Raw genomic sequence first — 19,827 nt, 5'->3', positions numbered from 1 at the left:
CATGAGCAAGGCAAGCGGCGCGAGCCTGATCGACCTTCAGATCATGTGGCACCGGCTGATCGCCGTGGTCGAGGAGCAGGCGCAGGTGCTGCTCCGCACGGCCTTCAGCCCGATCGTGCGCGAATGCGGCGACCTCTCGGCCGGCGTGTTCGACCTCAAGGGACGGATGCTGGCGCAGGCGGTGACCGGCACGCCCGGCCACGTCAACTCGATGGCGGAATCGGTCAAGCACTTCATCGCCCACTTTCCGATCGAGACGATGAAGGAGGGCGACGCCTACATCACCAACGATCCCTGGATGGGCACCGGCCATCTCAACGATTTCGTCGTCACCACGCCCTGCTTCAAGGACGGCAAGCCGGTCGCGCTGTTTTCCTGCACCAGCCATCTCATGGACATCGGCGGCATCGGCTTCGGACCCGACGCCACCGACGTGTTCATGGAGGGGCTCTACATCCCCATGCTGAAGCTGATCGACCAGGGCGTCGTCAACGAGACGCTGATGGCGATGATCCGCACCAACACGCGGCTGCCGATCGACACCGAGGGCGATACCTATTCGCTCGCCGGCTGCAACGACGTCGGCTGCGAGCGCCTGGTCGAGATGATGACCGAGTTCGGCATCGACTCGCTCGATGCGCTCGGCGACTACATCTGCGACCGCTCGCGCGAGGCCGTGCTGGCCGAGATCGCCAAACTGCCGAAAGGCAGCTGGCGCAACACCATGGTGGTCGACGGCTATGATGAGCCGGTCACGCTGGCCGCCGTGCTGACGATCTCGGACGAAGGCATCCACGTCGACTTCGACGGCACCTCGGCCGCGTCCAGGTTCGGCATCAACGTGCCTCTGTCCTACACCATCGCTTACACCGTGTTCGGTCTCGGCTGCGTCGTCGCCTCCCAGATTCCGAACAATGCCGGTTCGCTCTCGCCACTGACGGTGTCGGCTCCCAAAGGCGCGATCCTCAATGCGCCAAAGCCGGCGCCGGTCGCCTCGCGCCACATCATCGGCCAGATGCTGCCCGATGTCGTGTTCGGCTGCCTGCGCCAGATCATTCCCGAGCGCGTGCCCGCGGAAGGCACCTCGTGCCTGTGGAATCTCAACGTGCGCGGCCAGACCCGCTCGGGCGCCGGCGGCAATTACGGATTTTCGATGGCGGTGACCTCCAATGGCGGGACCGGCGCGCGCTTCGCGAAGGACGGGCTGTCGGCGACCGCCTATCCCAGCGGCGTGCGCGGCACGCCGGTTGAGATCGCCGAGACGCAGACGCCGCTGATCTTCTGGCGCAAGGAACTGCGTCCGGATTCCGGCGGGGCAGGGCGAACCCGCGGGGGCCTCGGCCAGATCATCGAGGTCGGCAGCGGTGTCGATGGGCCGTTCGACATCCTGGCGGCATTCGATCGCATCGATCATCCGCCACGCGGACGTGATGGCGGCAAGAACGGCGAGGCCGGCTATGTCGGCCTGAAGTCCGGCAAGAAGCTGCGTGGAAAAGGCTTTCAGCAGGTGCCGCCGGACGACCGGCTGGTGGTGCTGACACCAGGCGGCGCCGGCATCGGCGATCCCCGGGAGCGCGCGCCGACAGCCGTCAACGACGACATCGAAAGCGGCCTCGTGTCTGCCGACAATGCGGTTGAAATTTATGGGCACACGCGATGACGCTTCAGGCGTCGTGCGCGTAGCAAACGGAGGGGCTCAATGATCACGCGACGGACTTTTACCGCGGGCGCAGCGACGCTGCTCGCAGCCGGCCACATCTCGACCCGCGCGCGAGCGGCGACGGTAAGCTGGGACATGTCGACGGTATGGCCCGACGGCAATTTCCACACCCAGAACGCGTTTGCCTTCGCGGAAGAGGTGAAGAAGCAGACGGCTGGCTCGGTCGCGATCACCGTGAAGGCCGGTGGACAGCTCGGCTTCAAGGGCCCCGAGCATCTGCGCGCCGTCCGCGACGGTCTGGTGCCGCTCGCCGACGTCCTCAATATTCAGCAGGTCGGCGACGAACCCTTCATGGGCGTCGAAAGCATTCCCTTTCTCTGCGGCTCCATGGACGAATTGAAGGTGCTGCACAAATACGTGCGGCCCGAATACGAGAAGGTCGCCGCGCGCAACAACCAGAAGATCCTCTACATCGTGCCCTGGCCGACGCAATATCTGCATCTCAAGGTCAAGGTCGCCGATGTCGACGGCTTGAAGAACATCAAGATCCGCGTGCCCGACAAGAACGCCGTCGACATGCTGGCCGTGGTCGGCATGGCGCCGGTGATGATTCCGTGGGGCGAGACCATCCCGGCGCTGGCGTCGGGCGCGGTCTCCGGCGTATCCACCTCGTCGGTGTCGGGCGTCGACGGAAAATTCTGGGAATTCCTGAAATACATCTACCCGACCAACCACGTCTGGTCGTCGCAGATGCTCACCGTCAACCTCGATTCCTGGAAGGCGCTGAGTGCCGATCAGCAGCAGCTCGTCGCCGGCATTGCCGCGAAGATGGAGCCGGGCTTCTGGGCGAACTCGCTCAAGGCGGACGTCGACAGCCTCAACCGGCTCAAGGAAGGCGGCATGGAGGTGGTGCCGGTCTCGGATGCCATGATCACGGACATTCGCGCCAAGACCGCGCCGCAGCTCGACGCTTTCGTCAAGCGCGTGCCGGCGGCCGACAAGCCGGTGCGGGCCTATCTCGCGGAAATGAAGCGCTGAGGACTTGCAGTGGCGGATGTTTTGCCTGCGTCGTCCCATAGTCTCAACGCGGCGGCGCCGGAGCCGCTGCGCATCCTGCTCGACGGCATCGACCGTCTTGGCCGGCTGGACGGCTGGATCGGTGGCGGCTGCCTCTTGATGCTGACGCTGCTGATGCTGTGCGAGGTCGCAACGCGCTTCCTCTCGAACTTCCTGCCGTTCTTTCCGCCCACAATCTCGATCGCGTGGGAGTATTCCTCCTATCTGATGGCGGCGTCCTTCACCTTCGGCGCCGCCATGACCCTGCGCGTCGGCGGCCATATCCGTGTCGTGCTGCTGCTGAAGAACGTCCCCGCTCCGTTTCAGCGCGCGATCGAAATCCTGTCGGCCGCCGCCGGCTTCGCCTTCATGGCCTTCCTGACATCGTCGATGGCGAAGTTCGCCTTCGGCGCCTATGTGCGCGGCCAGGTCTCGACCTCGAGCGACACCCCGCTGTGGTTTCCACAGGCCGTCGTCACCTTCGGCATGCTGCTGCTGACGCTGCAGTTCCTGGCGCGCGTGATCCAGGCCGTGCTCGGCCTGCCGCTGGAGGACCACCGCATGAAGGCCTCGCCCGTCGAATGATCGCCCACGCGCCAGCCAGCAGACACCGGATACCATGACCATCGAAGTCATTGCTCTCTTCGGGATCCTGTTTGCGCTTCTGGCATGCGGCGTATGGATCGGCCTGACGCTTGCGCTCACCGCAACGCTGCTGCTGGCGATGTTCCGCTCAATCCCGCTCGACAAGCTGCTGCCGCAATACGCCTGGAACATCTTGACGACGCAGGAACTGCTGGCGCTGCCGCTGTTCATCCTGATGGGCGAGTTGCTGTTTCGCACCCGTCTGTCACGTTCTCTGTTCCAGGGGCTCGCGCCCTGGGCGGGGCTTTTGCCGGGTCGTCTTCTGCATGTGAACGTGATCGGCTGCACCATCTTCGCCGCAATCTCCGGCTCGTCGGCGGCGACGACGCAGGTGATCGGCCGCATGTCCCTGAACGAACTGCTGCGCCGCGGCTATTCCCGCGACATCGCGATCGGCTCGCTCGCCGGCGCCGGCACGCTCGGCTTTTTGATCCCGCCATCCAACATCATGATCATCTACGGCGTGCTCGGCGACGTCTCGATCCTGAAACTGTTCACGGCCGGGGTGCTGCCCGGACTGCTGCTGGCCGCCACCTTCATGGGGTGGGTGATGCTGCACACGACCCTTAACCCCGGCATGGTGCCGGAGGCGGAAGCCAAGCTCTCGCAAGTGCCATGGCGCGAACGGTTTGCGGCGCTCAAGGACCTCGCGCCGGCGCTGTTCCTGATCGCCTGCGTGCTCGGCTCGATGTATGGCGGGCTGGCGACGCCGTCGGAGGCCGCCGCGGTCGGCGTGTTCGGCGCGGCGCTGGTCGCCTGGGCGCAGGGCTCGATGTCGCAGCAGGTGATGCGTGACGTGCTGATCGGCTCGGTCGTGACCTGTTCGATGATCGCGCTGATCGTGCTCGGCGCCTCGATCCTCGGCAACGCCGCGGCCTTCCTCGGCATCCCGCAGGCAGTCGCCGCCTTCGTGAAGGGCTTGGGGCTATCGCCGTTCATGCTGATCGTGGTGCTGATTATCTTTTATCTGATCCTCGGCTGTTTCCTCGATGGCTTCTCGATGATCGTGATGACGCTGCCGATCGTGCTGCCGATCGTGAAGGGCGCGGGCTTCGACGAGATCTGGTTCGGCATCTTCCTCGTGCTCGCGGTCGAGATGGCCCAGATCACGCCGCCGGTCGGCTTCAACCTGTTCGTGATCCAAGGCCTGACCGACGACGGCCTCGGCTACATCGCGCGCGTCACGATGCCCTATCTCCTCATCATGGTCGGATTCGTGCTGCTGCTGACGCTCTGGCCCGGCATAGTCACGATCCTGCCGAGGGTGTTGTACGGATAGATTGCGCCGTCCCGGCCGCTCAGCCGGGACGGCGCGCCTCAATCGTCAAAGCTTACGCCGCGGCCTTCTTCCGCGCCTGCTCGGCCTTGTACAGCTCGAACTCTTCCGCGATCGCCTTGGCGATCGAGGGCCGTTGACGCAGGCGTTCGTAATAGGCCTTCACGTTCGGCCATTTGGCGAGCTCGATCGGCGGCGTCGCCATGGTCCAGTTGATGACCGTGACGAGATAGGCGTCGGCGACGCTGAATTGGTCGAGCAGGAAGTCGCGCCCCTTCAGGTAATTGTCGAGATAGTCCAGCCGCGACAGGTTCTTCTCCAGCGCGTAGGCTTTCGTCTCCTGCGGCGCCTTGCGGTCGAGCACCGGGATGAACAGGCCCTTGTGCAGCTCGGTGCCGATGAAGCAGAGCCATTGATGCAGTCGCGTGCGCTCGATGCCCGCTGCGGCTCCGAGACCCGATTGCGGGAAGCGGTCGGCGATATATTGCAGGATCGCGGCGTTCTCGGTCAGCACCACGCCGTCGTCCGTCCGCAGTGTCGGCACCAGGCCGATCGGGTTCACGGTTCGAAAGTCGGTGCCGTCGCTCAGCACCGTCTTGGTCGGCGGATCGACTTCGAGATAATTGGCTTCGGCGCCGGCTTCATACAGCGCGACGCGGCTCGCCATCGAACAGGCGAGCGGCGAGAAATAAAGATCCATCTTGAGCCTCCTTGGGCAATTCTTCGATGTGACTTTTGGAGTGGCGCTCAACCTGGCCAGATTGATTTTTGTACTGTCTTGCATATTATGGAGTTGGTCAAGGATTAAATTGCGAAATGGTACAAAAATCGAAGCCGCCAGCTGCTGCCACTGAGCCCAAGCGCCGCGGCCGTCCGCGCGCCTACGAACCCGAGGTCGCGCTCGGCAAGGCGCTCGACCTGTTCCGCACGCAGGGTTTCGCCGCGACCTCGCTCGACGATCTCAGCGAAGCCACCGGCATGAATCGCCCGAGCCTCTATGGCGCCTTCGGCGACAAGCGCGAGCTCTACATCAAGAGCTATCAGCGCTACCGTGAGGACGCGCGCGCATCCATGGTGGAGATCTTTCGACAGGAGATGCCCGTGCGCCAGCGGCTGGAGCGTATCTTCGCCTCCGCGCTGAACATCTATCTGTCCGGCGCAACCGGCCCGCGCGGCTGCTTCACCGTGGTCACGGCGGCCTCCGAAGCGGTCGGCGATCCCGACATCCGCGCCATGGTGCTCGATGGCCTTAACGAACTCGACAAGGCGTTTGCGAGTTGCTTCCGCCGCGCCAAGGAGAAAGGCGAATTGCCCGAAAGCGCCGATCCCGCCGTGCTGGCGCAGCTCGCTTCAGCGACCGTGCACTCAATTGCCATTCGTTCGCGCGCGCGCGTGTCGCGGAAGGATCTCGAGGCGATCGTGAAGGGAGCGATCGACGTGATGGTGGGACGAAAGAGCTAGGCGGTTGCGTGGCGCGAGCTAACGTCGTCCTGGCGAAAGCCAGGACCCCTAGCCACCGAATCTGGTTTGGCGAAGATTCGGAGTTGCCGCCGTCGCGCCGCAGCTCCTCCCTGTAGCCCGCCTACGCCGCGCGAATATGCGCGAGGAAGCGGTCCACCTCGTCCCGCAGCCGCTGCGATTGCTTTGACAGCTCGATCGCGGAGCCCAGCACCTCCTCCGCTGCTGTTCCCGTCGCGGCGATGCCGGCGGTGACGCCTGCGATGTTTTGCGAGACCTCGCCGGTGCGGGCGGCTGCCTGCTGCACGTTCTGGGCGATCTCCTGCGTTGCGGTGCCCTGCTGGCCGACGGCGGCGGCGATCGCGGCGGAGATCTCGTCGACCTCCTGGATCGTTGCGCAGATCGACTGGATGCCGTCCACTGCGCCGGTGGTCTCGCCTTGTACCGCCGTGACCTGGGCGCCGATCTCCTCGGTCGCTTTGGCGGTCTGGGTTGCCAGCGCCTTCACCTCGGAGGCGACCACCGCAAAGCCGCGGCCGGCTTCGCCCGCGCGCGCCGCCTCGATCGTCGCGTTGAGTGCCAGCAGATTGGTCTGCTCGGCGATGCCGCTGATGAAGGAGACGACGTCGCCGATTTTTTGCGCGGCGTCGGCCAGACTTTGCACGCGCTCGTTCGACCGTCGTCCGTCGCTCGCGGCTTTGCCGACCACCGCGGTCGCGTGCGCAAGGCGCCGGCTGATCTCGGTCATGGACGACGACAGCTCTTCCGCGGCGGCAGCGACCGTCTGCACATTTTCCGAGGCGAGCGCCGAGGCCGACGACACCGTGCCGGTCTGCTGCCGCGACCGCTCGACGATATCAGACATCGAGCGCGCCGTGTTCTCCATCTCGACCGCGGCCGAGGAGACCGTGGTGACGACCTCGCGGATGCTGGCTTCGAAATTGTCGGCGAGCGCGGCGAACGCGCGTCGCTTCTCCGCTTCGGATTGCGCCTTAGTGTCGGCCTGTTCGGCCTGGAGCCGGTTGAAGTTGACGGCGTTGTCGCGGAACACCGCGACAGCCTTGACCATCGCGCCGACCTCGTCATTCGCCTTGCTGACGGGGACGGTGACATCGAGGTGTCCGTCGGCCAGCTCGCGCATCACGCTGGTGATGGAAATGATCGGGCGCGAGATGCTGCGGGCGATGAGATAGCCGACGATGGCGGCGAGCACGAGCCCGAGCGCGGCGATGCCGAATGCCAGCAGCCAGGCACGGTCGGCGGAGGCCACATAGTCGGCATTGTCCATCACCAGTTCGACGGCGCCGAGCGGCTTGCCGGAAAAATCCCTGATCGGTCCGAGCAGCGCCGCTACCGGCGTCGTGTCGAGCTTGGCCTGCCGTACCGTGAAGTCGCCGCCGGCGGCGCGGCCGTAATCGGCCGCATCGAAGAAGCTCTTCCCCTTCAGCGTGCCGCCGAACAGCTTGAAGCCGCCGCCGTCCGCGAGATGGAAGGCGATGTCGACATGGCGGTTGGTCTTGAAATCGTCGAGGAAGGACTGGCCGAAGGTCAGGCCAAACTCCACTGAGCCGAGATGCTTGCCGCCTTGCGCGATCGGCACGACGCCGCGGATGCCGAGCCCAGCCAAGCCGCCCTCGAGGCCGACCACGACCTTGCGCTCCTGGTTGGCCATGATCACGGTTTTGCGGAAGCCCGAGAGGTCGTCGCCAAATTTAGCAGGCTAGTGCACGCGCAGGAACGAGGTCGCGGGCGCCACGTGGAACTGGAACTGTTCGACGCCGTACTCCGATTTGGTCGCAGCAAACACCGGCCCGAACAGGCTGATCAGGGCATTGCGATCCTGTTTGGCCATCGCGTCCTGCGTTGCCGGCATCGCGGCGACGACGGCGCTCATGGCGGCGGCGCGCTGGGATTCCTCGGCAATTCGCGACTGGAGCGCGTCGTAATGACTGCGAAGCTCGCGCTGGTCGGCCCGGTCGATGATGCCGGAAATGATCCACATCGCCCCGAGCACGGCGAACAGGGCGGTCGCCGCCGCCGTCACCGCCAGCGCAACCGTGATCCGCATCCTGAGGCCGAGCGTGAAGCGCATGTCCGACTCGTTCGTTGAGCGTTGATTAAGGAGACCTATCAACTTCTCGCTAAGAGAGGGTGAACGGGATGCCGGCCGAGCGGGTGCCTTCGGGGGTGACGGAGTGACCAAAGAAGTCTGGTGTCGTCCTGGCTTTCGCCAGGACGACACGGAGGGTAGGGAGCGGTCGTGCCTTTTTCAGGCGTGCGGCCTAATACCCCCGCGTCCGGTCCACCACGTTCTCCAGCACACCACACGCCTCGAACCGCGCGATCTGCTCGGCGACATAGGCCGAGATCGCGTCGGCGTCGGTGTCGGCGGCGTTGTGCGGGGTCAGCAAAACCTTGGGATGGGTCCAGAACCGGCTGTCCGCCGGCTGCGGCTCCTGTACGAAGACGTCGAGCGAGGCGGCGCCCAGCGTGCCGTCGTCGAGGCAGGCCAGGATGTCGGCTTCATTCTGGAGGCCGCCGCGGCCGGCGTTGATCAGCACGGGCGCACCGAGCGGGCTCTTGCGGTTGAGCTTGGTGAAGACGTCGCGGTTGAGGATGCCGTGTGTATCAGGCGTCAGCGGCAATAGGCTGACGAGAATATCGGTCGTGCGCAGGAACGCGTCGATTTGCCCGGCGCCATGGAAACATTCGACACCCGCGATGATACGCGGGCTGCGGCTCCAGCCGGCGACGCGGAAACCAAGCCGCCGCAGCACATCGGCCGCATCAGTACCGAGCGTGCCCAGGCCCATGATACCCACCGTGACGGCGCTCGCTGGCCATTGATAGGTCGGCTCCCAGCGCTTTTCGCGCTGCGACTGGCGCAGATAAAGCTCCTGGCGGTGGTGCATCAGCACGTGCTGCACGACGTATTCGGTCATGCGGCCGGTCAGATCAGGCACGGCCACGCGCACCAGCGGCACGTTCGGAAGGCTCTTGTCCGCCATCAGCGCGTCGACGCCGGCGCCCAGATTGAAGATCGCACGCAGATTGGGGAAAGAGCCGAGGTCGCCCGGCACCGGCTTCCACACCGCGGCATAATGCACCTCGGCCGGATCGAGCCCGGCATCGGGCAGCAGCACCACGCGGCGGCCGCCGCAGACGGCGTCGAACCGGGCCTTCCAGCGCTCAGGCAGCCAGTTCTGCTGCGTGCTGTTGATCAGGACGGCCAGGGTGCCAACGGTCATTCGAAGTGCCTCTTTAAGTTCCGCTTTTGAAGGCCCTCCTTGGCACGATCTGCCGGATTTTTCTTGCAATTTTTTTCCGCAGCCATGTCGGGGCAAGGCATACTGGATCGTCTTCAAAACAAGCGCTCAGAGAAGGTACTGCCCATGCTTTATGCGATCCTTTGCTATCACGACGAGGACTTCGTCGGCTCATGGAGCAAGGACCAGGACGAGACCGTGATGAAGAAGCTCGCCGTGGTGCAGGAAGGTCTCGCGAAGCAGGGCAGGCTCGGCCCGGTGGCGCGGCTGCTGCCGACCACTGCGGCAGCGACGCTGCGCAAGGAGGACCCGCCACTGGTGCTCGACGGCCCCTACGCTGAGACCAAGGAGCAGTTGCTCGGCTTCTATATCGTGGATTGCAAGAATCTCGATGACGCACTCGATGTCGCCCGCGACCTCGGTGCCGCCAATCCCGGCGGCGCCTACGAGGTGCGCCCCGTCGGCGTGTTCAGTCCCGGAGGGAATCTGAAATGAGCGAAGCCGATACCGCCTGGATCGAGACCGCGCTGACCTCGGCGCGCCCCCAGGCGGTCGGCGCGCTGCTGCGCTATTTCCGCGATCTCGACACCGCCGAGGAGGCCTTCCAGAACGCCTGCCTGCGCGCGCTGAAGACCTGGCCGCAGAACGGACCGCCGCGCGATCCCGCCGCCTGGCTGATCATGGTCGGCCGCAACGTTGCCATCGACGAGGTGCGCCGCACCCGCAAGCAGCAGCCGCTGCCGGAGGACGACCAGGCGATCTCCGATCTCGACGACGCCGAGGGCGCGCTCGCCGAGCGGCTCGACGGCTCGCACTACCGCGACGACATCTTGCGGCTGATGTTCATCTGCTGCCATCCAGGGCTGCCGGCAACGCAGCAGATCGCGCTGGCGCTCCGCATCGTCTGCGGCCTGACGGTGAAGCAGATCGCGCGCGCCTTCCTGGTGTCGGAAGCGGCGATGGAGCAGCGCATCACGCGTGCCAAGGCCAAGGTCGCGGAGGCCGGGACGCCGTTTGAAACGCCGGGCGCGGTCGAGCGCTCGGAGCGGCTCGCCGTTGTCGCGGCGATGATCTATTTGATCTTCAACGAGGGCTATTCGGCGAGCGGCGACACCGCCGAAATCAGAAAGCCGCTGTGCGAGGAAGCGATCCGGCTGGCGCGGCTGCTGCTGCGGCTGTTCCAGAGCGAGCCGGAGATCATGGGACTCACGGCGCTCATCTTGTTGCAGCATGCGCGCAGTGCCTCGCGCTTTGCCGCGGATGGCTCGCTGATCCTGCTGGACGACCAGGATCGTTCGCTGTGGAACGGCACGATGATCGCGGAAGGCCTCGCGCTGATCGACAAGGCGATACGCCATCGCCGCAGCGGGCCCTACCAGATCCAGGCCGCGATTGCTGCGCTGCATGCCCGCGCCTCCACGCCTGAGGAGACCGACTGGGCGCAGATCGACCTGCTCTATGGTGCGCTGGAGGTGGTGCAGCCCTCGCCGGTGGTGACGCTCAACCGCGCGGTCGCGGTTTCCAAGGTGCGCGGACCGCAAGCCGCGCTCGACCTGATCGAGCCGCTGGCGCCAAAGCTTGCCAACTACTTCCATTTCTATGGCGTGCGCGGCGCCTTCCTGATGCAGCTCGGCCGCAACGACGAAGCCCGCATCGCCTTCGACCGCGCCATCGCCCTCGCCAACACGTCCGCAGAAGCCGCTCACATCCGCATGCATCTCGATCGCCTGATCCGGGACAGCCAGCCCAAGGGCGCCAATGGCGGCGCCAGGCAAGACGCTAAGGTCGAAGGCGCAAAGGTGAAGTAGGGAGCGCCTGCCTGGGGCATAACAAATTTTTCCGCTTCGCCTTGTCGGGCCCGGTCCCCTCCCTTCGTCCTAGGAGCGTATCCAGGGAGCCATTCATGCTGAAAGCCATTGCCGTCATCGCCATCCTGCTCGCGGTCGGAATCGTGGGCGTGCTCGGCTTTGCCCTGACGAAGCCCGACACATTCCGCGTCGAGCGCAGCCTCGCCGTGAAAGCGCCGGCCAATGCAGTCTATCCCTTGGTTGCCGATTTCCATCGCTGGACGGCCTGGTCCCCCTACGAGAACCGCGATCCTGCGATGAAGCGGGCGTTTGGCGGCACCGCGCAAGGCAAGGGCGCGACCTATGCCTGGGACGGCAACAACAATGTCGGCGCCGGCCATATGGAGATCCTCGAGGCGAGTGCGTCGTCAAAACTACGCATCAAGCTCGATTTCGAGCGGCCTTTCGAAGGCCACAACACCGCCGAGTTCACCTTTGTGCCGCAAGGCGATGCCACACTGGTCACGTGGGCGATGTCCGGTCCGGCCCCGTTCCTGTCCAAAGTCATGCAGGTGTTCGTCAACATGGACAACATGATCGGCAAGGATTTCGAGGCGGGCTTGGCCAGCCTGAAGAAGCTCACCGAGAAGTAGCGCCGTCACCCCGAACCAAAGCAAAAAGGAGAGAAACGATGCTCAATCCCTATCTGTTCTATCAGGACACCTGCGAAGCGGCGTTCAATTATTACGCCAAGGTTCTCGGCGGCAAGATCGACGCCATGATGCGTTCTTCGGACGCACCGCCGGACATGGCTGCGGCGCCCGGCCGCGAGAAGACGATCATGCATGCGCGGATGTCGCTGCCCGACGGCAGCGTGCTGATGGCCTCCGACGCACCAAGCGAACATTTTCACAAGCCGCAGGGCTTTTCGATCTCGCTCACGGTCGCGGACCCGGCGGAGGGCGAGCGCAAGTTCAACGCGCTCGCCGATGGGGGCAACGTCACCATGCCCTTCAGCAAGACGTTCTGGGCCAAGGGTTTTGGCATGTGCGTCGACAAGTTCGGCATTCCCTGGATGGTGAACTGCCCGGCCGAGGAAATGTGACAGGCGCGATCGCCTGACGCGCTGAACGGCGATCCCCTCTCCTCTACGATGCGGGAGAGGGGCGCCCATGAGGACGTCGCGTCGACCGCGTGCCCCTCAGCGGATCGATCCGGTCACGTCATTGCTCGGTGGCTGGGAGGAGGGAACGCAGCGCGGACAGATCACGAGCTTTGTCCCGAGCTGCCTGTCATTCTCCGCTTCGATTTCGTCATGGATTGCCCACCACGCCGGGGAGTACGGGCGCAAGGTGCCGAGGACTCTCTCCCGCTCCTGATTCGGATCACTCGCCGCGGGAGCTTGGGTCGCCACGCGACGCTTGATGCCGGAGGGACGGTTCGGATCCTGACCGAGGCCGTCCCATGCGATCGGACGGCGATCCTGCGCAGGCGCGACCACGCATCCCATGAGCGTTGCGCAAAAAGTGAGCAAGACGAAGCCGTGTCGGATCATGCCGGACCCTTGGGTGTTGTATGCGACGCGCCAAGTCCGCTTACCGAAGCTTGCGTCGCACCGCTCAAATGGAACCTAAGGGAAACGCGTGGCCGACATGGCCGATTATGAATTCTGCTGTCGCACCACATTGCGAGAGCAGTGAGGCCGCTTCGTGAAATGATGCGGACCGCATCGCACAACAACTGGCGCAATATTAGGCTGTGAACTCCGGGACAGAATCGTTATTTATTCCGTCATAAATTCTAAAAACTGGGGCGGGCGGACTTGGAAGGGGAGCGACCGATGGCGGCGGCGCTGCAGATCAACTTTGCACTTTGGGGTATGCTCATCTGCGCGAGCATGGAATTGACCGAGTTGATCCAGAGTTTTTACTAGAGCTCTCGAAGCAGGTGACCGGCGCAATTTTGCCGGGCACTCGCGTCCGTCGATCATCACCGGCAGCGCGGATAGATCGCGGCGAGGTCGCGTCCCTTCAGCAGAAGCAACCGCGACGAGAGGCCGCCGCGGCGACTGATCCAGTCGCGCACCGGGCCGGGATAGGCCGCAAGCACCGCATCGGATGCTTCCGGCTCGGCGTAGAAGCGTCCGCGCCGATCGACCGAGCGCGCCGCATGGAAGCCGAGCACGGCGCGTTTTGTCACACAAATCCGCTCGCCCGGCACGATGCTCAGTACCAGTGTGCAGGCGGACAGGCAGGGACCGTCGATCACCACGCGCTCGCCGCTCTCGCGCACCTTCTCGAACAAATCGAGGAACGGCCCGACCTGTCCACCGGGCGACTGGATGATGCGGATTTCGGCCGAGGCAGGTGTGGCGGCGAGCAGCGCGGATGCGAGGATCAGGGCCCTGAGAAAGGTGACGCGCCGCATGAAGCCTCCGCGAATTCGAGTCCGTAGGATAGGCCGACGAGAAGAGGTGGTAACGCTTCGCTAGGCCAACCTACGCGGTGCCTACCCGTTCCTCCGCTCGCCGCGCAGCGTCGGCAGGCCGATGCCTGCCGCATCGAAGCCGCCATCGACGGCCAAAATTTGTCCGGTGATGTAGCTCGATCGTTCCGAGCACAGGAAGTAGATGGCTTCGGCGAGTTCCTCTTCCAGGCCGTAGCGGTTGAGCGGAATGGCGTCGTGATAATCGGCGCGGATCTCGCTGGTGTGCACCTGCTTCGCCATCGCGGTGTCGACCGGTCCCGGCGCGACCGCGTTGACGCGGATGTTGAGGGACGCGAGCTCAACCGCGAGCTGCTTGGTAAGGTGCGCGAGGCCGGCCTTGCTGGTGCCGTAGGCCGAGCGCAGCGTCGAGGCGCGCACTGCCGAGATCGAGGTGATGTTGACGATGGCGCCGCCATTGCCGTCGCGCATCAGCGGCACCGCCGCCTTGGTGCAGAGGAACGGGCCGGTGAGGTTGACCTCGAGCACGCGCCGCCAATCGGTCTCCGACGTCTCCATCAGCGGCGCGAACACGGCAACGCCGGCATTATTGACGAGCGCATCGAGCCGGCCAAACCGCTGTTCGACCGTCGTCATCGCGGCGGCAACCGCGGCTGCGTCCGAGACGTCGCAGGTCAACGCCAGCGTGGCCTCGTCCCGGCCGATCTCGGCGACCGCGCAGCCGAGCAACTCGCCCTCGATGTCGATCAACGCCACCCGCCAGCCCTCGCTCAAAAACTTCTTCGCGGTCGCAAGCCCGATGCCACGCGCGGCTCCGGTGACGAGGGCAACGCGGTGCGGGGTAGGGGGCATTGGCTGATCGGTCCTTATGAAAGATTGGGTCGCGCAAACGCGAGCCTCTTTTTACTTCGCTTTCGTCCCGACGAGGAAGGCCTTAACTCGAAGGCACGATGTCGGGACGGTCCTCGATGGATCGTCTTCCAGGGGATCATTGCCAGGGAGATCCGCAATGTCCAACCACGAGCGCCAGATTCGAGACCTTTTCGCCGCTTATCTCGGCAACGACCGGCAACGGGTCGCCGACGCGTTGGCGGACGATTTTCGCTTCACCAGCCCGTTCGACGACGATCTCGACAAGGCGGCTTATTTCGAGCGTTGCTGGAGGGACACCGGCTGGATTGCGCGGCACGACATCGAGCGGATTTTCGTCCAAGGCGACGAGGCCTTCGTCACCTATCTCTGCCTGGCGACAGATGGCAGGAGCTTTCGCAACACCGAGTTCTTCACCTTCGCCGGCGGCAAGATTCGCTGCATCGACGTCTATTTCGGCGCTGCCCGGCAGGACGGGCGTTTCCTGCCGCAGGCGCGCTAGGGCCAGCCAATAATCGCCAGAATAATTTTCGTCACCTGTCGGTTTCGTCAAGGTTCCTTCGTCTTGGAGGTGAGGGTGGGCGGCCCGGGCCGTCGCTCCGCCCATCCGGAGTGGCGCCTCGGCGCGCAACCCGAACGAAAAAGCACGCAAGGAGTGCTCATGCGATTCATGATGCTGATGATCCCGCTCGGCTACGAGACCGCGGCGCCCGACGTTCAACTCGATCCCGAGCGGGTCGCTGCGATGATGCGCTACAACGAGGCGCTGAAGGACGCCGGCGTGCTGATCACGCTCGACGGCCTGCACCCGCCCTCGATGGGCGCGCGCGTCTCGTTTGCGGCCGGCAAGCCCATCGTGACCGATGGTCCGTTCGCCGAGGCCAAGGAGGTCCTGGGCGGCTACTGGATGATCGAGGTTGCCTCGCGTGCCGAGGCGATCGCCTGGGCCAGGCGGTGTCCGGCCGCACCGAACGAAATCATCGAGATCCGTCAGGTGCAGGAGATGAGCGACTTCCCGCCTGACGTGCGGGAGGCCGCCGGTTTCGGCGACCTGAAGAAATAGCCGCAGCTTCGTCTATCCATCACCAAAGGAGAGAACCGATGAGCACCGACACCTATCTCGCCGTTTTCCTCGGCAGCAAGACCAGTTCCAAATGGACCGCATGGAATGCGATGCCCGAGGCCGAGCGCAAGGCGAAAGAGCAGGAGGGCATGGCGGCGTGGAAAGGCTGGGTCGAAAAGCACCAGGGCGCGATCGAGGCCATGGGCGGCCCGCTCGGCAAGACCAAGAAGGTCGACGGCAAGGGCATCGCCGACATCGCCAACGAGATGGGCGCCTTCACCGTGGTGCGCGCAGCGTCCCATGAAGCCGCGGCGAAGATGTTCGAGAACCACCCGCACTTCACGATCTTCCCCGGCGAACGCGTCGAGATCATGCCGGTGCTGCCGATCCCTAGCGGCTAGGATCTCGGGCCGCCTCGCCGGACCGGGAAGAATACGGGCTGATCAACCCGTCGCCGCTAGTGACCTTCACCGCCGGCTCATGTAAAGGTCGTTCACATGAGCTGGCGCAAGGAGACGCGCCGCGCCGAGCGCGGCTATCACCACGGCAATCTGAAGGAAGCCCTGTTGCAGGCCGCCCTCGGATTGATCGCCGAGAAGGGCGCGGCCGGCTTCACCTTTGCCGATGCCGCGCGCATGGCCGGCGTCAGTGCGGCGGCGCCGTACCGGCATTTTCGCGACCGTGAAGAACTGCTGTCCTCGATCGCGCAGCGCGGCTTCGAGCAGTTTGAATCGCGCCTGACCGCGGCTTGGGACGACGGACGGCCCGACACCGTCACGGCGTTCGAGCGTGTCGGCAGGGCCTATCTCGCCTTCGCCCGCGAGGAGCCCGCGTTCTACAACGCGATGTTCGAATCTGGCCTCCCGGTGGATGCCAATCCGGCGCTCCAGGCGGCCAGCGAGCGTGCTTTCAACATCATTCGTGCCGCGGCGGAGCGGCTTGCCGCGCTGGCGCCGCCGGGCACGCCGCGGCCGCCGGCGATGATGATGGCGCTGCACATCTGGTCCATGGCGCATGGCGTGGCCTCGCTGTTCTCCCGCGGTGACGCCGCGCGTCGAAAGCTGCCGATGTCGCCGGACGAGCTGCTCGAAGCTGAGGTGCTGATCTATCTGCGCGGTCTCGGCTTCCCGACCGATCGCCGTCCCCCGGCGAAAAGCGCCGAGCCGCCGCCGGTGCCGCCGGAGGCATCCTCCGGTTCAGGCGTGCCGCCCGGTGGTCCCTGGGGCAAGCCGAAATAAAGTTACCCAAATAATTGCCCCGCCCTGTCAGGCGGTCGGCTTGACAAAACCGCGGGATGATCTACCTATGTAAATGTTATTTACATTCACAACGGCGCTGATGCCGTCATGGAGAGGGAAATGGCCTACACCGCTGATGTCAATCGATGGCGCGGCCCTTCGGACCAACAATACGAGCGCCCCCACATGCTCAATACGCCCTGGCATCCCGGCTGGATCGCCGTGACCATCCTCGGCTTCATCATCTGGTGGCCGATCGGACTTGCCCTTCTCTTTTTCACACTCGGGAGCAGAAGAATGTCGTGCTGGAGCAACCAGGATCGCTGGCAGAACAAGATGGAGCGGATGCAGTACAAGATGGATCGTATGCGCGGCCGCATGGAGCGCCACGGTTTCGGCTTTGGCTTCGGTCCGCCCTCGAGCGGCAACCGCGCCTTTGACGAGTACCGCACCGAGACATTGCAGCGGCTCGAGGAGGAGCAGGTCGAGTTCAAGAACTTCCTCGACCGTCTGCGTCACGCCAAGGACAAGGAAGAGTTCGACCAGTTCATGGCGCAACACAAGACACGCCCGACCCCGCCGCCGACCGACCAGCAGCAAGGTTGATCTCAAGCTTGATCTCGGGACTGACGCCTCTCAAAGCCGTCAGGCGCATGCCCCCAAAGTCCTGATGGCCCCGAGCCGCCCGCCTGCGCAACCCGCAGGCGGGCGGTTTGATTTTGGGAATGCGCGTCAGGCTGCCGCGACCGTCCGGATTGCCTTGGTTTGGAAAAGTCTTGATCTGGAAAGTCCTGGTCCAGAGAGACTTGGTCAGCGCGCCGTGGCGAGCTGCGCGCGAACCGACTCCAGGAAGTGTTCGTAGGCATAGTCCACGATCTCGTTCAGTGATCGCGTTCGCGCAAACATCGCCTTGGCCTCGGCGAGAAACTCGTCGCGGGTCGGAATCTTCGGCAAATGCAGATGCGTCAGTGCATCGACACCTTCGTGCGCGCGACTCAGGATGTCGTGCAGCGTCGGCAGTTGCAACTGGGCCAAATCGGCTCGGCGGAGCGCCGACGAAATCGCATGCGCCAGGGTCTGCGCATCGAACCGTCCGGCAAGCTCGCGGGCCGCCCGGTTGATGACGCGTGCGCCAAGCGGCTGCTCGTTGCGCAGCACCTGCTCGGGTGGCGACTTCATGTTCCAGACGATGCCGAACCAGGACAGCACCTTCAGGATGTAATAGGTGACGTCGATTTCCCACCAGCGAAAACCCTGCCGCACGCTGCTCTGGTAGGCGTGGTGATTGTTGTGCCAGCCCTCACCGAGAGTGAACAAGGCCAGCAGCCAATTGTTGCGTGAATCATCGCCGGTCACGTACCGCTTGCGTCCATGCACGTGGGCGAGGGAATTGATGCAGAAGGTCGCGTGATAGACCAGCACGGTGCTCCACAGGAAGCCGACGACGAGACCGGACCATCCGCCAACCAGGAAGCAGAGCGCAGCCAGCGTGACGGCTGGCAGGAGTTCCAGGCGATGCAGCCACATCAACTCCGGATAGGCGGCGAAATCTCCGACTTTCACGAGGTCGGTGCCATCGTGCTCCCTGTAAAAAATCCAGCCGAGATGACTGTAGAGGAAGCCTCGATGACGCGGCGAATGCACGTCGTCTTCGGTATCGGAATGCAGATGATGATGTCGATGCTTGGCCGCCCACCACAAAACGCTTTTCTGCGCGGTGCTTTGCGCAAGCCAGGCCAGGATGAACTGAAACACTCGACCGGTCGCAAAAGCCCGATGGGAGAAATAGCGGTGGTAGCCTGCTCCGATCGCAAACATACGGACGACATAGAGTGAGGCGCAGATCGCGATGGCCTGCCAGGTAACGCCGGTCCAGATCGCAGCAATGCAGCCGAGATGGACCAGCAGGAACGGCAGGGCGGAGGGATACATGATGTCGTCGTGTTGGTCGTCAGCGGGGGCGTTGGGCGACATGTATTGGCGTGACCTTGGAGGACGGGGATTCGGGATTCGCTTCGGCAGCACTGAGGGCCGCTGTGTGCGACAATCCCGGGGATGGCGGACCACTGCGGGGCTTTGAACGAGATGCTTTGCCTGAGCAACCCGGGCCAGCGCGGCAGCACGAACCTGAGACCATAGCTACGGGCGGAACTCGGCTGCCTCCATATATATGATCCCGACTGCTTGGCATGCAAGCTCGTAGCCTCACGGGGTGCGTGGCGCGCGGGCTGCCGACGGCCTATAGCCGACAGTGAAAAGGAAGCGTCAAAATACCGCAGGCAGCAACGATGGCGGAAGCGGCGATGATGGCGAGCGAAACTCTCTGGCAGAAGATCCGCGACGAGGCGCAGCGCACCGCGGCAGCCGACGCCATATTCGGCAAGGCTCTTGTCGGACTCATCCTCGTCCATGACGATTTTACCGCCGCACTGTCCGACCTGATCGGACGCCGGCTTGGCGACAGCGAGGTCGAACGCGCGCGCTTCACGACATTTTCCCGCGACGCCTTCAATGGTCAGCCGGATCTGATCGAGGCGGCCGGCCGCGACTTGCAGGCCATCGTGCTTGGCGATCCGGCCATCAGCGGAGTGTTGGCGCCGCTGCTGCACTTGAAGGGCTACGTCGCCTTGCAGGCGTGGCGCGTCTCGAACTGGCTCTGGCATCACGACCATGGTGACGCGGCGCTGCTGTTTCAGAACGAGGCGTCGAACGTCCTGCAGGTCAGCATTCATCCGGCGGCGAGCTTGGGATCGTCGGTGTATCTCGACCACGCCACCGGCATCGTGATCGGTGCCGATGTGGTGATCGGCGACGAGGCCACCATCCTTCAGAACGTCAGCATCGGTCGTGGCACGGAACTGCCGGCGCGCTCGCCTCATTGGTCGCGGCGTGTTCATCGGCTCCGGCGCGACAATTCTCGGCAACGTCAGAATCGGCGATTTTGCAAAGATCGGCGCCGACACCGTCGTGACGAGCGACGTGCCCCGGGGCTGCACCGCAATCGGCAATCCGGCGCGGCTGACCAATTGCCCAGAGCCCGCTTCCGCGGCCTGACTCGCCGTC

General features: G+C 64.4%; 20 protein-coding genes and 2 pseudogenes. 15 read left to right on the top strand and 7 right to left on the bottom strand.

What is annotated here, in order from left to right; translation table 11 throughout:
• Position 1 precedes the first annotated feature (1 nt).
• The 4 genes from IVB36_RS24005 to IVB36_RS23990 are packed head-to-tail and all read left to right on the top strand — an operon-like array spanning position 2 to position 4,640.
• Positions 2-1,660 (top strand): hydantoinase B/oxoprolinase family protein, encoded by a 1,659-nt coding sequence (locus IVB36_RS24005; RefSeq protein WP_018453765.1) that lies wholly within the window; start codon positions 2-4, stop codon positions 1,658-1,660.
• 39 nt (positions 1,661-1,699) lie between these two features.
• Entirely contained in the window at positions 1,700-2,698 is a 999-nt protein-coding gene (locus tag IVB36_RS24000; RefSeq protein WP_018453766.1) for a TRAP transporter substrate-binding protein, read from the top strand.
• A gap of 9 nt (positions 2,699-2,707) precedes the next feature.
• Positions 2,708-3,301: a TRAP transporter small permease gene (locus IVB36_RS23995; protein WP_018453767.1), complete on the top strand. Its 594-nt coding sequence runs from the start codon at positions 2,708-2,710 to the stop codon at positions 3,299-3,301.
• A 34-nt stretch (positions 3,302-3,335) separates the two neighbouring features.
• Positions 3,336-4,640: a TRAP transporter large permease subunit gene (locus IVB36_RS23990; RefSeq protein WP_018453768.1), complete on the top strand. Its 1,305-nt coding sequence runs from the start codon at positions 3,336-3,338 to the stop codon at positions 4,638-4,640.
• Positions 4,641-4,692: 52 nt separating this feature from the next.
• Here IVB36_RS23990 and IVB36_RS23985 read toward each other — a convergent pair whose 3' ends face one another.
• Entirely contained in the window at positions 4,693-5,337 is a 645-nt protein-coding gene (locus tag IVB36_RS23985) for a glutathione binding-like protein (RefSeq protein ID WP_018453769.1), read from the bottom strand.
• Positions 5,338-5,453: 116 nt separating this feature from the next.
• Between IVB36_RS23985 and IVB36_RS23980 the strand changes: the two genes are divergently transcribed.
• Positions 5,454-6,098 (top strand): TetR/AcrR family transcriptional regulator, encoded by a 645-nt coding sequence (locus IVB36_RS23980; RefSeq protein WP_018453770.1) that lies wholly within the window; start codon positions 5,454-5,456, stop codon positions 6,096-6,098.
• A 121-nt stretch (positions 6,099-6,219) separates the two neighbouring features.
• Here IVB36_RS23980 and IVB36_RS40540 read toward each other — a convergent pair.
• A pseudogene (locus IVB36_RS40540) lies at positions 6,220-8,187 on the bottom strand (cache domain-containing protein).
• A 190-nt stretch (positions 8,188-8,377) separates the two neighbouring features.
• Complete coding sequence (locus IVB36_RS23965) at positions 8,378-9,343, bottom strand: glyoxylate/hydroxypyruvate reductase A (protein ID WP_018453772.1); 966 nt, start codon at positions 9,341-9,343, stop codon at positions 8,378-8,380.
• A 144-nt stretch (positions 9,344-9,487) separates the two neighbouring features.
• On the opposite strand from IVB36_RS23965, the gene IVB36_RS23960 reads away from it, so the two are divergent.
• The 4 genes from IVB36_RS23960 (at position 9,488) to IVB36_RS23945 (ending at position 12,253) form a co-directional block, all read left to right on the top strand.
• Complete coding sequence (locus tag IVB36_RS23960; RefSeq protein WP_026232592.1) at positions 9,488-9,856, top strand: YciI family protein; 369 nt, start codon at positions 9,488-9,490, stop codon at positions 9,854-9,856.
• Positions 9,853-11,169, top strand: coding sequence for an RNA polymerase sigma factor (locus IVB36_RS23955; protein WP_018453774.1), 1,317 nt, complete (start codon positions 9,853-9,855; stop codon positions 11,167-11,169). The genes IVB36_RS23960 and IVB36_RS23955 overlap by 4 nt, the downstream gene beginning before the upstream one ends.
• Before the next feature lie 95 nt (positions 11,170-11,264).
• The gene (locus IVB36_RS23950) at positions 11,265-11,801 is read left to right on the top strand and encodes an SRPBCC family protein (protein ID WP_018453775.1); all 537 of its coding nucleotides are present in this window, start codon (positions 11,265-11,267) and stop codon (positions 11,799-11,801) included.
• Between the two features lie 38 nt (positions 11,802-11,839).
• Entirely contained in the window at positions 11,840-12,253 is a 414-nt protein-coding gene (locus IVB36_RS23945; RefSeq protein ID WP_204512222.1) for a VOC family protein, read from the top strand.
• 96 nt (positions 12,254-12,349) lie between these two features.
• Here IVB36_RS23945 and IVB36_RS23940 read toward each other — a convergent pair whose 3' ends face one another.
• From IVB36_RS23940 to IVB36_RS23930, 3 genes are all read right to left on the bottom strand, one after another.
• On the bottom strand, positions 12,350-12,703 hold the full coding sequence (locus IVB36_RS23940; protein ID WP_018453777.1) for a hypothetical protein: 354 nt from the start codon (positions 12,701-12,703) through the stop codon (positions 12,350-12,352).
• 434 nt (positions 12,704-13,137) lie between these two features.
• The gene (locus IVB36_RS23935) at positions 13,138-13,575 is read right to left on the bottom strand and encodes a hypothetical protein (RefSeq protein WP_018453779.1); all 438 of its coding nucleotides are present in this window, start codon (positions 13,573-13,575) and stop codon (positions 13,138-13,140) included.
• A gap of 81 nt (positions 13,576-13,656) precedes the next feature.
• Positions 13,657-14,445, bottom strand: coding sequence for an SDR family oxidoreductase (locus IVB36_RS23930; RefSeq protein WP_018453780.1), 789 nt, complete (start codon positions 14,443-14,445; stop codon positions 13,657-13,659).
• A gap of 157 nt (positions 14,446-14,602) precedes the next feature.
• Between IVB36_RS23930 and IVB36_RS23925 the strand changes: the two genes are divergently transcribed.
• The 5 genes from IVB36_RS23925 to IVB36_RS23905 all read left to right on the top strand — a co-directional run bounded on the left by IVB36_RS23925 (position 14,603) and on the right by IVB36_RS23905 (position 17,370).
• Positions 14,603-14,965, top strand: a complete 363-nt coding sequence (locus tag IVB36_RS23925; RefSeq protein ID WP_018453781.1) for a nuclear transport factor 2 family protein — start codon at positions 14,603-14,605, stop codon at positions 14,963-14,965.
• A 159-nt stretch (positions 14,966-15,124) separates the two neighbouring features.
• A complete protein-coding gene (locus IVB36_RS23920; RefSeq protein ID WP_247294054.1) occupies positions 15,125-15,526 on the top strand; it encodes a YciI family protein in 402 nt (133 codons plus the stop codon).
• Positions 15,527-15,564: 38 nt separating this feature from the next.
• On the top strand, positions 15,565-15,927 hold the full coding sequence (locus IVB36_RS23915; RefSeq protein WP_018453783.1) for a YciI family protein: 363 nt from the start codon (positions 15,565-15,567) through the stop codon (positions 15,925-15,927).
• A gap of 96 nt (positions 15,928-16,023) precedes the next feature.
• On the top strand, positions 16,024-16,764 hold the full coding sequence (locus IVB36_RS23910) for a TetR/AcrR family transcriptional regulator (protein WP_085348908.1): 741 nt from the start codon (positions 16,024-16,026) through the stop codon (positions 16,762-16,764).
• A 120-nt stretch (positions 16,765-16,884) separates the two neighbouring features.
• Positions 16,885-17,370 (top strand): DUF2852 domain-containing protein, encoded by a 486-nt coding sequence (locus IVB36_RS23905; protein WP_018453785.1) that lies wholly within the window; start codon positions 16,885-16,887, stop codon positions 17,368-17,370.
• 204 nt (positions 17,371-17,574) lie between these two features.
• Here IVB36_RS23905 and IVB36_RS23900 read toward each other — a convergent pair whose 3' ends face one another.
• A complete protein-coding gene (locus IVB36_RS23900) occupies positions 17,575-18,738 on the bottom strand; it encodes an acyl-CoA desaturase (protein ID WP_018453786.1) in 1,164 nt (387 codons plus the stop codon).
• Positions 18,739-19,052: 314 nt separating this feature from the next.
• Here IVB36_RS23900 and IVB36_RS23895 point away from each other — a divergent pair.
• A pseudogene (locus IVB36_RS23895) lies at positions 19,053-19,818 on the top strand (serine acetyltransferase).
• The last annotated feature ends 9 nt before the right edge of the window (positions 19,819-19,827 follow it).

The sequence above is a fragment of the Bradyrhizobium sp. 35 genome, assembly GCF_023073215.1.
Classification (GTDB): domain Bacteria; phylum Pseudomonadota; class Alphaproteobacteria; order Rhizobiales; family Xanthobacteraceae; genus Bradyrhizobium; species Bradyrhizobium canariense_D.
The sequence above is the reverse complement of the archived record's forward strand: the minus strand, read 5'-3'. Positions and strand labels throughout refer to the sequence as shown.